Raw genomic sequence first — 14,794 nt, 5'->3', positions numbered from 1 at the left:
CTCTCAGGCTTCCAGTTCGTCCTGCCAGTCCCGGACCTGTGTGGCGCTGACGCCCTGTACCTCGGTCGCGACGATGTCGGGGTCGGCCTCCCGCAGCGCCGCCAGCGAGTCGACGCCGGCGTCGCCGAGCTTTTCGGCGGTCGCCGAGCCGATACCGTTCAGGTCTTCCAGATCTTCGATGGCGGTGCGGGCCTGATACTCCTCGTAGTTACAGATGGGACAGCCAAGCTCCCAGGGGTCGTCACTGTCGGCGTCGATGACCAGCTCCGGCAGGTCGTGTTCCTCGCAGAACGCCTCGGTCACCGAGATGTCGCCGTTGCGTGGCAGCGGCAGCGAGTAGTCACAGTCGGGGTAGCGCGTACAACCGACCAGCCGGGAGCCCGAGCGGAGGTGTTTGATTGCGAGGTCGCCGTCGTGTTCCGAGCCACACTCCGGGCATGGCCCGATGACCTCGTCCTCGCTCTCGTCGGCCTTCTCGGCCTCACAGCGGGGACAGCCGTGGACAAACGTGTCCCGGCCGGCGAGCATCTTGACGTGGTGCATGTCGTGTTCCTCGCAGTGGTCTTCGAGCACCTGCGGCTCGCCCGTCGACGGGAGCGGGAGCGTGTTACGGCACTCGGGGAAGCCGTCACAGCCGACGAAGTACGACCCCTGACGCGAGCGCCGGACCAGCATGTCCTCACCGCATTTCGGACAGGGGCCGAGCGTCTTGTCGGCTTTCAGCGACTCTTGGAGGTGCTCGCCGATCTCCTCGCGGGAATCGCGAAGCTCATCGAACACCCGCTTGAGCATCTCGCGGGACTCATCGGCCACGTCGTCGAGCGTGGCCTCGCCGTTGGCGATGGCGGTCATGTCAGCCTCTAGCTGGGCGGTCATCTCGTCGCTGACGACGTGGTCGGCGAACTCCTCGGCGGCTTCGACGACGGCCATCGCCAGCGTCGTCGGCCGGGGCGGGTCGCCCTCGATGTAGCCGCGGTCGTACAGCTTCTCGATGGAGTTGTGGCGGGTTGAGTTGTGAACTACTGCACCGCCATTGACGGCGAAGTTTGGCGCGTTCTCGCTGACAGTGAGGTCGTACACCGGACCGTCGTACTCGCGGCGCTCGACATCTTCAACGGTGACCGACGACGGTTCGCCGCGGAGTGTCGCGTATACGGACCCTTCGAAATCGGCTGCAACATACTGAACAGTTCTGTTCTCGTCTAGACTTCGATTGCTCCCCTCAATTTGTTTTTCGATATGACCGCTCTCGCGCAGTTCGCGGAGATACTTGTTTACGCTGCCCCGGGTGACGCCGAGAGTCTGGGCGAGCGCGGCACTCGTCTTCGGCTCCTGCCGAATCGCTTCCAGTAGCTCCGCTTTCCTCGTAGTTACGTCGTACGCGTCGAGCGCGTCGAGTCCTCGATAGAACTTCTCGTCGGACGCAATGGGTATTCTATCGAGGAACTGCTCGAGGTTCCGCCGCCCCCGAATGTGGAGTTTGTGCTGGTCGGGGGCCAGTTTCGTTTCAATACCCATCTCCGCGAGCATTTCTCCAACGCCTGTCAGAAGCGTGTGGTCCGTGTTTGAAATAAAGGCCTTCCCTTCTCGGGAAATGTGACCCTCATCGTCGAACAGTGCACCAACGAACGCTGGCCGAACTGCGTCCGGAAGCCCCGGCGTTCCGTTCTCAGTTACGGCCTCCAACACGCACACGAGGACACGCCCGACCGCTGATGGAACATCGACCTGATACTTTCGCTTGTGATGTGACTCTCGTCCCGGACGGTCGGTGACGGTCGGCTCGATATCGAATAGTCGTTCAATATCCCGAGCGAATCGCTCTATCAATGCCTCATCCGTGTTGTGATACCGCACGTCAACGACGTTCTCATCGTCGTTGCGGTGTATCGAGCCATCACCCAAGAGGCAGCCAATGACCTGCGCCAGTTCCGGTGACCACTCCAAGGGGAATGGATTCTCGAAGCTCGTCTCGTAATTCAGCCCGTGAATTCTGTCCGGCCTGATATCCAACTCGCCAAGCAACCAGACGGGGACATCCTTTTCACCGCGTTCGTATTTGCCAACCGCAGAGCCGTAGGAACCGTATCGCTCGGCAAACGCAGTCTGGCTCTCGTCACGCGCCGCTCGTTGTGCCGCGAGTTCTGTTCCGCAATCGACGCCGTAGAGCTTCGAGTGCTTGTCGCAGTCCGCAGCGAACGTTTCCCACGAAAGCACCGTTTCGTCGGATGGTTCGACCATCGTGTCCGGCGGTCTACGAGCCGCGACGAGGTCGGTTCCCGCCTCGATATCCGACGCTGGACGGACTGTGACTTCGCCGTCCTGCCGGATGTACATCGGGTGGTCGTCGGTAACTGTAACCGCTCCGCGACTGGTTTCGATTGTTCGAACGCTCTCATCGTCTCTCAACGGCCGCTCACTGACGAGCGTTGATTCCTGTTCGGAGACACGTTCAGTCGCTTCGTCAAGCGAAAGGACCGTCGGTGTCTCCTTACTGACCGCAATATCTGTGTCTCCGTCAGCGAGGACGACCTGTCCGTCGCTAAAGAGCGAGTCGACTGTCTGTCGCTCGATATCTCCGTTTTCAGACCTGACAAGTACGTCACTGTCCGCTGTGAGGCATTTCGTCCCAAGCCCTTTGTCCTCCATCGTCTGGATGAGCCGCGACTGGCCGTAGCGACGCGGCGGCTGGGTCTGCTTGGCCTCCATCCGCACCTCGGAGATGGCCAGTTCTTCGCCTTCCTCCACGTCAGGGACGTGGTTCTCGCTGGCGCTGGAGTAGGGGTACACCTCGTGGTAGCCCGGCTCGACGAGGCGCTTGCCGTTGGCTTTCAGCGAGCGGCCGCCGGCGTCGGCGACGACACGGAGGTGCTCCCACGTGGCGGCCTCGGCGACCGTCGCGAAGAAGCGCCGGACGACCAGTTCGTAGATTTCCCACTCGTCGTCCGAGAGGTCGGCCTTCGGCGGAATCTCGCCCGTCGGGTGAATGGGCGGGTGGTCGGTGGTCTCCTCGTCGCCCTCGGTGGCGGTGATGTCGTCTTGCTCCAGCAGCGCCTCGGCGTCCTCGCCGAAGTGTCCGGCCCCGACGAACTCATCGAGCAGGGCATCTTCTTCGAGGTCGTCCGGGTAGACCGTGTTGTCCGTTCGGGGGTAGGTGATGTAACCGGTGGTGTACAGCTCCTCGGCGATTGACATCGCCTGCTGGGCGGAGTAGCCCAGTGAACTCGCAGCGGAGATGAAGGCGGTGGTGTTGAACGGCGTCGGCGGGCTGTCGGTGCGGGTCCGGCGGCGGACGCTCGTCACCGTCGCCGCGTCGACGTTCGTCAGGTCGGCGTAGGCGTCGTCGGCGTCGTCCTCGACCCAGACCCGTTCTGCCTCTTTCCCGTCGTCATCGTAGAAGTACTGGGCCTCGAACCCCGAGCCGTTCTTCTGGAGGTCGGCGAAGATCTCCCAGTAGTCCTCTGGGTCGAAAGCCTGAATCTCGCGCTCGCGGTCGACAATGAGTTTCAGCGTCGGCGACTGGACTCGGCCCACAGAAATGAAGTCGTCGCCCAGTTGCCGGGCCGACAGCGAGAGAAAACGAGTGAGTGCTGCGCCCCACACGAGGTCGATAATCTGACGCGCCTCGCCTGCAGCCGCCAGGTCGAAGTCGATGTCGTCGGGGTTTGCGAAGGCGTCGCGGACCTCTCGCTCGGTGATCGAAGAGAAGCGCACGCGGTCGACGGGCGCGTCGGTTTCCTCACGGATGAGCTCGTAGGCCTCCTTGCCGATGAGTTCCCCCTCGCGGTCGTAGTCAGTCGCAATGGTGGCCTCGTCGGCCTCGCGTGCCAGTTGCTTCAGCGTGGTGACGATGTTCTCTTGCGTGGGTTCTTTCGTCACGTCGGCGTCGATGAGTTCGACTGGCTCTACGTCGCGCCAGTCGTTGTACTCCTCGGGGAAGTCGACGCCGACAACGTGCCCGGAGAGACCAACGACGCGGGTGTTTCCCCACCGATAGACGTTGACGCCGTTTCGCCGATTCGCGGACGCGCCCCCTTCTGAGAGGATCTCCGCGATGCGGCGAGCGGCGTTGTCCTTCTCGGTGATAATCAGCCTCATCGGACACCACCTGTCTCTGTCATTACCCGTCGGTACGGAGTCAGTTGTTCTAAAGGCTTTCGGGAAAATCAGGCGACAGCGCGGGTGTGCGGGCGCTTGCGGGGCCGCTCGCGCTCGCGCGGAGGTAGCCCCATTATCAATTCGGCAGCGGTCCAACGCAAGTGGGCAGCTGTGGCACCACTCATCACTTCGACGCACTCTTGCCACTGCCTCCCCGACTGCCGGTATGGATCGCCGGACGACCAAACTCCTCCGCGGAACCGCCGCCGCACTCGTCTTTGCGACGGCGGCGTTTCACCTCTGGTGGGGACTCCCGCGAAGTATCATCTACGCGCAAGCGATGGAGGGACTGTTCGGCCGGGGGCTCCCGCCGGACCCTCGCCCCTTCCTGTTCGTCGCCTTCGCCGCGGTGTTGCTCGCCGGCCCGTATCTCATTACACGGGGCGTCATCGGCCTGCGGAACGCCTATATCGCCGGGACGCTCCTCATGGTCGCATCCATTGCCGCGTGGGTGTTCTGGCACGCCACCGGCCACGGTGCCTTCCTCGTGGATGGGTTCTCCGCGCCGTCGTCCGGGAGCGGCGGCCACCACGGCGGGAGCACTGCCCTGCTGATACTGGACCATTTCAACACCGAGCCGACCGAGTCCGCGGTCAAAACCCTCGAAGCGCTCGCCGCTGCGATACTCGTCACACTGCTGTGGAAAGACCCTGCGATTATGCCGGGCGAGCGACGTGACAGCGTCGAGTCAAGCACGTCGAGCGAATCGTAGCGCGCAGCTCAGCGTACTGGACAGTAGGATAGCCTTATACGGTAACCACGCCTATAGAGTTCAGGACCGACTCGGCAAGGGAACGGCGGTACCCTGACATTTATTATCAGTAGTGTGTCTCTTGTTATTGGATGGAAACTTCTATCCCGGACGTGATATGGGACACAGGGATGGACCGGGTGTTTGAGGCATTGTTTACCCGCCGTCGTCGAATGATTCTGTTCATGCTGAAGCAGGATAGTCCACGGCAGATTGTCGACTTTCTGCCAAGAAGTGTCGGCGCTCAGAGTACTGAAACTGAACTCCGTCACGATGACTTACCCCGTCTGGCCAGTTTAGCGTACATCAACTGGGACCGAGCGGCCGATGAGGTATCACGAGGCCAGCGATTCGACGAAATAGAACCGATGCTCGAACTGCTTGAGAACCACGCCGATGAACTGCCGGACAACTGGCCACAGCGATGACTGCAGCAATTCAGGCTCGCCACTGCACCATCAGGCCGAGTAGGACGCTATCTTAGCTCTCCAGTTCCTCGCGCAGCAACCCATTCACGTCACCGGGGTCAGCGCTCCCGCCGGTTTTTTCCATGACCTGTCCGACGAGGAAGTTGATTGCGCCGCCCTCGCCGCTGTGGTAGTCTTCAACGGCGTCGGGATTCTCGTCGATAGCTTCCACGACAGCCTGTTGGACCTCGTCGCCGGAGGTCTTGCCCAGTCCCTCGCGGTCAACGACGGTGTCGGGGTCGTCGCCCGTATCGAGCATCTCTCGGAGCACAGTCTCATGGGCGTTTTTGGCCGTGATTTCGTCCTCGGCGACGAGTGCCACGAGCTGGGTCACCTCATCGAAGCGGTCGTCAATGTCGGTGATGGCCATGTCGCGGTAGTTCAGTTCGCCAAGCAGGTTGTCGGCGACCCACGTCGCGGCCAGGTTGGCGTCGAAGCGCTCGGCCACGTCCTCGAAGAAATCCGCGACCTGTTTCGTGCTCGTGAGCTTCGAGGCGGCTTCCTCGCTGAGCCCGTACTCCTCGACGAACCGCTCGCGGCGGGCGTCGGGGAGTTCCGGAATCGGCACCTCGTCTTTCCAGTGGCTAACTCGAAGCGGCGGCAGGTCGGCCTCCCGGAAGTAGCGGTAGTCCTTCTCCTCCTCCTTCGAGCGCATCGACACCGTGTTGCCGTGCGTTTCGTTGAAGTGACGGGTCTCCTGTTCGACGGCGCGCCCTGACTGGATGAGTTTTCGCTGGCGCGACGCTTCGAAGGAGAGCGCCTGTTCCGCGCCCTTGTGGCTTGAGATGTTCTTGACCTCGGTGCGGTTGGCGTCTTCGAGGACGGACTTGTCGATGTCGCCGTCTTCGCCAACTTCGCTGGCGTCGACCAGTGAGAGGTTCGCATCGATGCGGAGACTGCCATCCCGCGTCGCGTCGAACACGCCCAGATACTCAAGCACTTCTTCGAGTTTTTCGAGGAACGACCGGACCTCGCCCGGTGCACGGAAGTCCGGTTCCGTGACGATCTCCATCAGCGGCGTCCCGGCGCGGTTGTAGTCGATGAGCGTGTAATCCGCGCGTTCAATGGAGCAGGTGCGGGACTCAAGCGGGCCCGAGCCCTCACGGACGTGTTTGATCGAGCCGGGGTCCTCTTCGAGGTGTGCCCGGCGGATATCGACGCTACGGCGCTCGCTCTCGACGGAGAACTCCAGTTCCCCGTCCTGGCAGATAGGCGAGTCGTACTGCGTTATCTGGAAGTTCTTCGGGAGGTCGGGGTAGTAGTAGTTCTTCCGGTGGAAGGTGGTCTCCGCCGGGATGTCGGCATCGATAGCCTTGCCGACCTTCACGGCGGCCTCGACCGCTCCCTCGTTGACCACCGGGAGCGCGCCGGGAAGGCCCAGACACACCGGGCAGGTGTGGGTGTTGGGTTCGGCATCGGCCACGTCGGTCGAACAGCCACAGAATATCTTCGTCTCCGTCTCAAGCTGGACGTGGACCTCCAGCCCGATGACGGCCGCGAGTTCGCGGGCTTCGGACGCTTGCGCAGTCATTGTCCGGGATTCGGTGGCGCGTGGCTAAAGGCTAACGACCCCATCCGCAGCAACTCCCCAGCCAGACCTGTATTCACTCTCGATAACGGCCCCGCCACTTTCAATACGGAGAATCAAATGTGTGGCAGTGTGACGATATCGGCGTTCATCGATACGGTTCCGTTAGCTCGGCGGACGCTCACGGTGTTTAACGACGATGAACCCGAGCCGCTAGTGCGGATGCTCAGGCGGATGGTTGACTCGCCGGCCGTCGAGGTTCAGGCTGGCGAGATGTCGCCAGAATCCCCCGAAAACGCCGTCGTCGTCAAGGACGCCGACGGCACGGAGCTGGCCGTCTCGTCGATCAATGCGGTCGGCGCGTGCGTGTTGCTCGTCAACTCCGACCTGTATGTCACGGGAACGCGGTCTCTGGACGAGGTCGACACGCCGGCGGCGCTGTTGCACCTTGACGAGGTCCCCTTTACTGTCACGGGCAAGCGGAAGATGCTGCTCATCGAACTCTCGCGGTACATCGAGTCGCTTGGGTGGCAATCCGACGATAACACGCTCCACGCGGGGTTTCAGTACCTCTCTCGGATCGACGACGAGCGCGGGACCCGACGCGTGTACGACCGACTGGCCGACAGCGATACCGACCTGCACCTGTACGGCCTTCCGGACCGTGTCCCCGAACTATCCGAGGACCCTACTATCCATACTGAACCGCGTGACGAGCTCCGGGAGTCTTGGTTCGTCGTCAACACTGACTGTACCGCCGATATGAAGGGAGTCCTCCTCGCTGAACGGACCGGACCGAGCCAGTGGCGCGGCTACTGGTCGTTCGGCGCCGACCACGTCGACGAAATTTCGGCGTACCTCCGGAAGCGCTACTCACCGTGACACAGGCGTACTGTCCGTGCCCTGCGTCTCCCGTCAACTCTGCATAATGTATCACTCGGACTGCCAATGTCTGACGTAGGTATAAGTGTCCACAATGGCTGGGTTACGGATATGTGCGGCAACCGAGTCGAGGAACTCGAAACGCGCGTCAGAGAACTGGAAGCGTCGGTCGAGGGACTGACCGACGAACTCGTCGAATGTAAGGTCCGTATCCGGGAACTCGAAGCCAGCGTCGATGAGGACAACGGATTCAGCGCTGACGAGCCCGACTCGGAGGAATCGGCCGCCACCTCGACGGAGGCCGACACACCTAACACTGAGGATACCAACGAGATTGATAACAGGGAGGAGGCCGAGGCCGCGTCGGAGACCGAGACCGAAGAGGACTCGGAGTCCGACATCATCGTCGCGTAGGGCTGTCGGCTACATCACCGCATGCATATTAAAGAGCTCGTCCTCGACAATTTCAAGAGCTTCGGACGGAAGACCCGAATCCCGTTCTACGAAGATTTTACCACTATCAGCGGCCCGAACGGCTCGGGCAAGTCCAACATCATCGACGCGATTCTGTTTGCACTTGGACTCGCTCGCACCTCGGGTATCCGCGCCGAGAAACTCACTGACCTCATCTACAACCCCGGCCACGCCGACGAAGATGCCGAGTACGACGGCGAACGGCAGGCCAGCGTCGAGGTAATTCTGGCCAACGACGACCGGACGCTGTCCCGTTCACAGGTCGTCAACGCCGCCGGCACTGAAGATGTGGGTGACGTGGACGAGATCGCCATCAAACGCCGGGTCAAGGAGACCGAGGACAACTACTACTCCTACTACTACATCAACGGTCGCTCGGTCAACCTTTCGGACATTCAGGACCTGCTCGCTCAGGCCGGCGTCACGCCTGAAGGCTACAACGTCGTCATGCAGGGCGACGTGACCGAGATCATCAACATGACCGCCGGCTCCCGCCGGGAGATCATCGACGAGATCGCCGGCGTCGCCCAGTTCGACGCAAAGAAGGCCGACGCCTTCGACGAACTGGAGGTCGTGCAAGAGCGCATCGACGAGGCCGAGCTCCGCATCGAGGAGAAACAGGAGCGTCTTGATCAACTTGAAGACGAACGGGAGACGGCGCTGAAGTATCAGGACCTCCGTGACGAGAAAGAGGAGTACGAGGGGTACCGCAAGGCTGCCGAACTCGAAGACAAGCGCGAGGAACTGACAGCCGTTGAGGAGTCCATCGACGAACTCGAAAGCGAACTCACCGAACTCCAGGCGGAACTCGACGAGCGCCAGGGTGCGGTCATCCGACTGGAAGACGAGCTCCACGAACTCAACCAGGAAATCGAGCGCAAAGGCGAGGACGAACAGCTCGCCATCAAGCGCGAGATCGAGGAGATCAAAGGCGACATCTCCCGGCTGGAGGACAAGATCGAGTCCGCCGAGGAAACAGTCGAGGCCGCCGAGAACGAGCGCCGGCAGGCGTTCGTCCAGATCGACCGCAAGCAGGAGACCATCGACGATCTTGAAAGCGACATCCGCGAGACGAAAGTCGCCAAATCCAACGTCAAGGCCGACATCGCGGAGAAGGAATCCGAACTCGCGGAGGTCCAGCAACGAATCGACGAGGTCGGCGAGGAGTTCCAAGAGGTCAAAGACGAACTGGAGGAGAAACGCTCGCGACTGGAGACGCTCAAAAGCGAGAAGAACGACCTCCAGCGCGAGCAGGACCGTCTGCTTGACGAGGCCCGCCGGCGCTCGAACGCCGAGGACGAGAAGCGAGCGGCTATTGAGGAAGCCGAAGCCGAGATCCCCGACCTCGAAGCCGACATCGAGGACCTGCAGACGGAACTGGAGAAAGCGAAACAGAACAAGGCGACTATCGGCGAAGTCGTCGACGACCTCAGGGCCGAGAAGCGGGAGCTCCAGTCTGATCTGGACGACCTCGAAGACGAGATCAGCGCGAAACAGCAGGAGTACGCCCAGCTAGAGGCGAAGGCCGGCGAAGACGGCGACTCCTCGTACGGCCGGGCGGTGACGGCGATTCTCAACGCCGGCCAAGACGGCGTCCACGGCACCGTCGGCCAACTCGGCGGCGTCGACCCCGAGTACGCCACGGCCTGTGAGACGGCGGCCGGCGGGCGTCTCGCCCACGTGGTCGTCGATGACGATAGCGTCGGCCAGCGCTGTATCGAGTACCTCAAATCCCGTAGCGCCGGCCGGGCGACGTTCCTCCCTATCACGCAGATGCAGAACCGCTCGCTGGGGTCTCTGCCCAGCGCCGACGGGGTCATCGACTTCGCGTACAACCTCGTGGATTTCGACCGCGAGTACGCGGGTATCTTCTCGTACGTGCTGGGCGACACCGTCGTCGTCGACAGTATGGACACCGCCCGCGAGCTGATGGGCGACTACCGGATGGTCACGCTTGAGGGCGACCTCGTCGAGAAGTCCGGCGCAATGACCGGCGGCTCCTCCTCGGGCACGCGCTACTCCTTCTCGGGCGGCGCTGGCAAGCTCGAACGGGTCGCCACGCGCATCAACGAACTCGAAGACGAGCGCGCCGACGTGCGCGATGACCTCCGTGATGTCGAGGAGCGCCTTGACGACGCCCGCGACCGCGAGTCCGATGCGACCGAACAGGTCCGGGATATCGAGACGAGCATCGAGCGCAAGCAGACCGCGCTCGAAGACACCCGCGAGCGAATCGAGCAACTGGAAGCGGACCTCGAAGAAATCGCTGACGAGCGCGAGGACGTGGCCGACCAGATGGACGAACTGGAGGCCGACATCGAAGCAAAGACCGAGGAAATCGACGCGCTCCAGCGCGACATCGACGAGCTAGAAGCCGAGGTCGAGGATTCGGAACTACCGGACCTGACCGACCAGCGCGAGTCGATCAAGGACGACATCGATGCGCTCGAAGACCGTCAGGGCGAACTCGACGCCGAACTCAACGAGCACCAGTTAGAGAAGCAGTACGCCGAGGAGGCCATCGAGGACCTCCACGACGACATTGAGGCGGCCCAGAACCGCAAGGCCGACCACGAGGAACGCATCGACGACCTCGAAGCGACGGTCGCGGAGAAGCAGGAGCTGAAAGGCGAGAAGGAACAGGCCGTCGCCGACCTCGAAGAGGAACTGGCCGAACTCAAGTCCGAGCGCGAAGACCTGAAAGCCGACCTGCAGGAAGCCAAGGAAGCCCGCGACGAGCAACAGGCCGCGGTCTCCGAAATCGAGCGCGACCTCGAATCTGAGCAGGAAACTCAGGAGCGTCTGGAGTGGGAAATCGATGAACTCGAAGCGCAGGTCGGCGACTACGACCCCGAGGACGTGCCCGACCACGAGACGGTCGAGCAGGAGATTGACCGGCTGGAAACGGAGATGGAGAAACTGGAGCCGGTCAACATGCGGGCTATCGAGGAGTACGACCGGGTCAACGACGACCTGCAGGAACTCGAAGATAAGAAAGCGACGCTGGTCGAAGAGGCCGACGGCATCCGCGACCGCATCGATACCTATGAGGCCCGCAAGAAGGAGACGTTCATGGAGTCGTTCACGGAGATCAACGACCAGTTCCAGAACATCTTCGAGCGGCTCTCGAACGGCACCGGCCATCTCCACCTCGAAGACGAGGACGACCCCTTCGAGGGCGGGCTGACGATGAAGGCCCAGCCCGGCGACAAGCCGATTCAGCGGCTGAACGCGATGTCGGGCGGCGAGAAGTCCCTGACAGCGCTGGCGTTTATTTTCGCCATCCAGCGACACAACCCCGCGCCGTTCTACGCGCTGGACGAGGTCGACGCTTTCCTCGACGCGGCTAACGCCGACCTCGTCGGCGAACTGGTGGACGAACTCGCCGGCGACGCCCAGTTCGTCGTCGTCTCACACCGCTCGGCCATGCTGGAGCGGTCCGAGCGCGCTATCGGCGTGATGATGCAGGGCGACAACGTGAGCGCCGTGACCGGGATCGACCTCAGCGGTGAGGGCGACGGTGATGAGGAGGTTCCGGCTGATGACTAGCGAGGAGCCGACGGAGCAGCGCGACGGAGACTCCTCGGAACAGTCGAGCGGGGAGGGCGAGGCGCGCCCGGAGGAAGCGCCTCGGGGTAGCGAGCGGGGAGCGAATGTGGCCCGCGAGCGCAGTGACCCGCGAGACGATGCCGATGACATCCCGCTCAACATCACCGGGCACGAGGACCGCGAGCCGCCAGGTGGCTCGGACGACGCGGCGGCGCTGCTGGGCGACTCCCCCGACCCAGACGACGAGACAACTGCACAGGACAGCCCCGAAAGCGACCGGACGACCGACGAGGACGAGGACGAAGACGTCGAACCGGTCGAAGTGCTGGTCCAGCTCGCGGACGACGGCGAAATCGACCCGTGGGATATCGACGTGGTGCGGGTCACCGACAAGTTCCTCCAGCGTATCGACGACGCGGACCTGCGCACGTCGGGGCGGGCGCTGTTCTACGCGAGCGTCTTGATTCGGATGAAAAGCGACGCAATGCTCGGCGAGGGCGAGACGGAAGAGGAGCCGGCCGAGCCGTGGGAGCAGGCAATGCACGAGGACGCCCCCATCGAGGACCCGGACCCCTTCGCTGCGCTGGAGTCGGAGATGGACCGACGGCTCGAACGCCGCCGCGCCCGCGGGATGCCACAGACGCTCGATGAACTCGTCCGGGATCTCCGCGACGCCGAACGGGAATCGTGGTGGAAGGAGTCCCGCGAGTACGACACCGGCGACTCGCCGAGCGGGTACGACCGCGGGACGCAGGAACTGGACTACCGCGGGGCCGACGACATGCGACTGGACGAGGAACCGTCGGCCGCCGATGTGACTGGAACAGCCCACGCCGAGAACATCGATGACATCATCGCCGACGTGCACGACGCCGTCCGCGAGCAGTACGACCAGGGCCGCGAAGAGGTGCTGTACCGCGAGGTCGACACGGCCGGTGGGTCTCGCGTTGAGACGTTCCTCGGATTGCTCTTTTTAGCTCACCGCGGTCAGGTCCGCCTCCAGCAGGACGACCTCTTTGGGGACCTCTGGATTCAGGACCCCAGCGCCGCGACCGGGTCGGACGAAGCCATCGCAGACTGAGCGAGCCAGTTGGGCGGCTCTACTGTGTCCAGTGGGGCCAGCAAACAGGTTCAAACGGGTCGAACCCTAAACGTTGGTAATGGCGACTCAGTCCTCGCCGCCGGAGTTACCTGACCCGGAAGCGCTCGCAGACACGTTCCACGTGTACGAGATCGACAGGACCGCCGAGGACGGCGTCCGGTATTACGGCGAGCCACTGACCGAGTCCGAACAGGTCATCCACCGCATCGCGCCGGCGTTCCGTCAGCGCGGGTACCGCGTCGCGCTCAAGCGGGAGATGGGCGAATGGGTGCTGATTGCCCACGAGCGGTCGCTCGGCGTCGACGGTATCCCGTGGTTAAACGTCGGGCTCGCCGTCCTGACGCTGTTGTCGACGCTGTACGCCGGGACCCGCTGGTACGGGCTGTCCGTGCTCGAAGACCCGACAGCCATGCTCGCGGCGTGGCCCTTCGCCGCGGCCGCACTGGGTATCCTCGCAATTCACGAGTTCGGCCACTACATCATGAGCCGCTACCACGAGGTTGAGGCGAGCCTGCCGTACTTCCTGCCGTTCCCAAACGTGCTCGGGACGCTGGGTGCGGTCATCAGCATGAACGACCACATCCCCGACCGGAAGGCGCTGTTCGACATCGGCGTCGCCGGCCCGCTGGCGGGTCTCGTTGCGACAGTCGTCGTGACTGCCATCGGTGTGACGCTCCCACCAGTGGAGGTAACTCGCGGCATCGTCACGAACATCGAACTTGGTTACCCGCTGTTGTTGCAGGGTATCGCCGCAGTCATGGGTGAACAGCTTGAGTACGCGAACCCGCAGCTCCTCCCGAACCCGGTCGTCATCGGCGGCTGGGTGGGAGCGTTCGTGACCTTCCTGAACCTCCTGCCAGTCGGCCAACTCGACGGTTCACACGTCGCCCGGTCGCTGTTTGGCGACCGACTGTCCCTGGTCCAGCTCGCCGTCCCCGTCGCCCTGTTTGGACTCGCTGGCTACCTTGTCGCCTTCGAGGGGGGCCGAGCGGCCGGGCTGTGGGCGTTCTGGGGGATTCTGGCGCTGGTGTTCGGCCGGCTCGGGTCGGCGACGCCGCTTGACGAGACGCCGCTGGGACCGGGCCGCTGGGCTGTCGGCCTGCTTACCTTCGTTCTGGGGATGCTCTGTTTCGTCCCGGTGCCGCTCGTCATCACGATGTAGCGCCCGCCGCTCGTTCTCCCCGCAGACGACTCACAGCCCGTACGGGTCGTATTCGGGTCTGTTGTCCGCGTCGGCAGAGAGGTCATATCGCTCCCGGAACTCCGTGAGTAGGTCATCAGCGCCAGCAGTGAACAACACAGCGACGCCATACGGCCGGGAGTACGAGTCAGCATCGGGCGGGTCAGGGTCGATGAAAATAGCGTCTGTCGGCGGGTCGCCGATACCGGGGAGTTCGGTCAGCAGTGATTCCATCGGCACGAGCCCGGTGAGCACGCTCGGGACGAACGTGCCGCCGGGCAGCGGCGCGCGCGGCTGCACGAAACACTCCGCGACCGGCTTGCCGTCTTCTTCGAGTACGGCGCTCGCCGGGCGTTCCAGCCCCGGCTCCCAGAGGTCAGCCGCGACTTCGGGGACTTCGGCGTCAACGACGAAATCCATCGCGACGCGGTCACGACGGTCGAACGAAAGCAGCGACCAGGCTTCCTCCGAGTCGTCGGGATCGCCGCCGAGCGTCGCCTCGACGAGATCACCTGTTCGGAGGTCGTCAACTGCCGGCTGTCGTTCGCCGTAGCCGGACTGGTACACGGTGTAGAGCCGCGTTGCATCGGTGTCGAACAGATTGATGTGCGGGACCGCATCGACGACCCGGTAGACCCTGAACACGCCCGTGCGCTCGTCCATACTTTCCCGACGCGCTCCATCGTCAAGACTCCGCGGACTC

At 63.0% G+C, this 14,794-nt stretch carries 10 protein-coding genes; 7 read left to right on the top strand and 3 right to left on the bottom strand.

Annotated elements, in window-relative coordinates; translation table 11 throughout:
• Nucleotides 1-3: 3 nt before the first annotated feature.
• Nucleotides 4-4,098 carry a DNA topoisomerase I gene (locus RR_RS11365; RefSeq protein WP_011223762.1) on the bottom strand — a complete coding sequence of 1,365 codons (4,095 nt, stop codon included), beginning with the start codon at nucleotides 4,096-4,098 and terminating at the stop codon, nucleotides 4-6.
• Nucleotides 4,099-4,324: 226 nt separating this feature from the next.
• Between RR_RS11365 and RR_RS11360 the strand changes: the two genes are divergently transcribed.
• Both RR_RS11360 and RR_RS11355 read left to right on the top strand, forming a co-directional pair.
• Nucleotides 4,325-4,870, top strand: coding sequence for a hypothetical protein (locus RR_RS11360; protein ID WP_049938900.1), 546 nt, complete (start codon nucleotides 4,325-4,327; stop codon nucleotides 4,868-4,870).
• Nucleotides 4,871-5,040: 170 nt separating this feature from the next.
• A complete protein-coding gene (locus tag RR_RS11355; protein WP_004957532.1) occupies nucleotides 5,041-5,337 on the top strand; it encodes a hypothetical protein in 297 nt (98 codons plus the stop codon).
• Between the two features lie 52 nt (nucleotides 5,338-5,389).
• Here the strand turns inward: RR_RS11355 and gatB are convergent, their stop codons facing one another.
• Nucleotides 5,390-6,907, bottom strand: coding sequence for an Asp-tRNA(Asn)/Glu-tRNA(Gln) amidotransferase subunit GatB (gatB, locus tag RR_RS11350; protein WP_011223759.1), 1,518 nt, complete (start codon nucleotides 6,905-6,907; stop codon nucleotides 5,390-5,392).
• 129 nt (nucleotides 6,908-7,036) lie between these two features.
• Here gatB and RR_RS11345 point away from each other — a divergent pair, with 129 nt between their 5' ends.
• The 5 genes from RR_RS11345 to RR_RS11325 all read left to right on the top strand — a co-directional run bounded on the left by RR_RS11345 (nucleotide 7,037) and on the right by RR_RS11325 (nucleotide 14,073).
• On the top strand, nucleotides 7,037-7,786 hold the full coding sequence (locus RR_RS11345; protein WP_232508571.1) for a DICT sensory domain-containing protein: 750 nt from the start codon (nucleotides 7,037-7,039) through the stop codon (nucleotides 7,784-7,786).
• Nucleotides 7,787-7,897: 111 nt separating this feature from the next.
• Nucleotides 7,898-8,200: a DUF7518 family protein gene (locus tag RR_RS11340; RefSeq protein WP_004957526.1), complete on the top strand. Its 303-nt coding sequence runs from the start codon at nucleotides 7,898-7,900 to the stop codon at nucleotides 8,198-8,200.
• A 21-nt stretch (nucleotides 8,201-8,221) separates the two neighbouring features.
• Nucleotides 8,222-11,809, top strand: coding sequence for a chromosome segregation protein SMC (gene smc, locus RR_RS11335; protein WP_011223756.1), 3,588 nt, complete (start codon nucleotides 8,222-8,224; stop codon nucleotides 11,807-11,809).
• Nucleotides 11,802-12,890, top strand: a complete 1,089-nt coding sequence (locus RR_RS11330) for a segregation/condensation protein A (RefSeq protein WP_049938899.1) — start codon at nucleotides 11,802-11,804, stop codon at nucleotides 12,888-12,890. The genes smc and RR_RS11330 overlap by 8 nt, the downstream gene beginning before the upstream one ends.
• Before the next feature lie 79 nt (nucleotides 12,891-12,969).
• Nucleotides 12,970-14,073, top strand: a complete 1,104-nt coding sequence (locus tag RR_RS11325) for a site-2 protease family protein (RefSeq protein ID WP_011223754.1) — start codon at nucleotides 12,970-12,972, stop codon at nucleotides 14,071-14,073.
• A 30-nt stretch (nucleotides 14,074-14,103) separates the two neighbouring features.
• Here the strand turns inward: RR_RS11325 and RR_RS11320 are convergent, their stop codons facing one another.
• On the bottom strand, nucleotides 14,104-14,754 hold the full coding sequence (locus RR_RS11320) for a hypothetical protein (RefSeq protein WP_007187665.1): 651 nt from the start codon (nucleotides 14,752-14,754) through the stop codon (nucleotides 14,104-14,106).
• Nucleotides 14,755-14,794: the final 40 nt, after the last annotated feature.

Origin of the sequence: Haloarcula marismortui ATCC 43049 (assembly GCF_000011085.1) — an archaeon.
Taxonomy (GTDB): Archaea; Halobacteriota; Halobacteria; order Halobacteriales; family Haloarculaceae; genus Haloarcula; species Haloarcula marismortui.
Note: the sequence above shows the minus strand (reverse complement) of the source record. Positions and strands in the feature narration are given on the sequence as shown.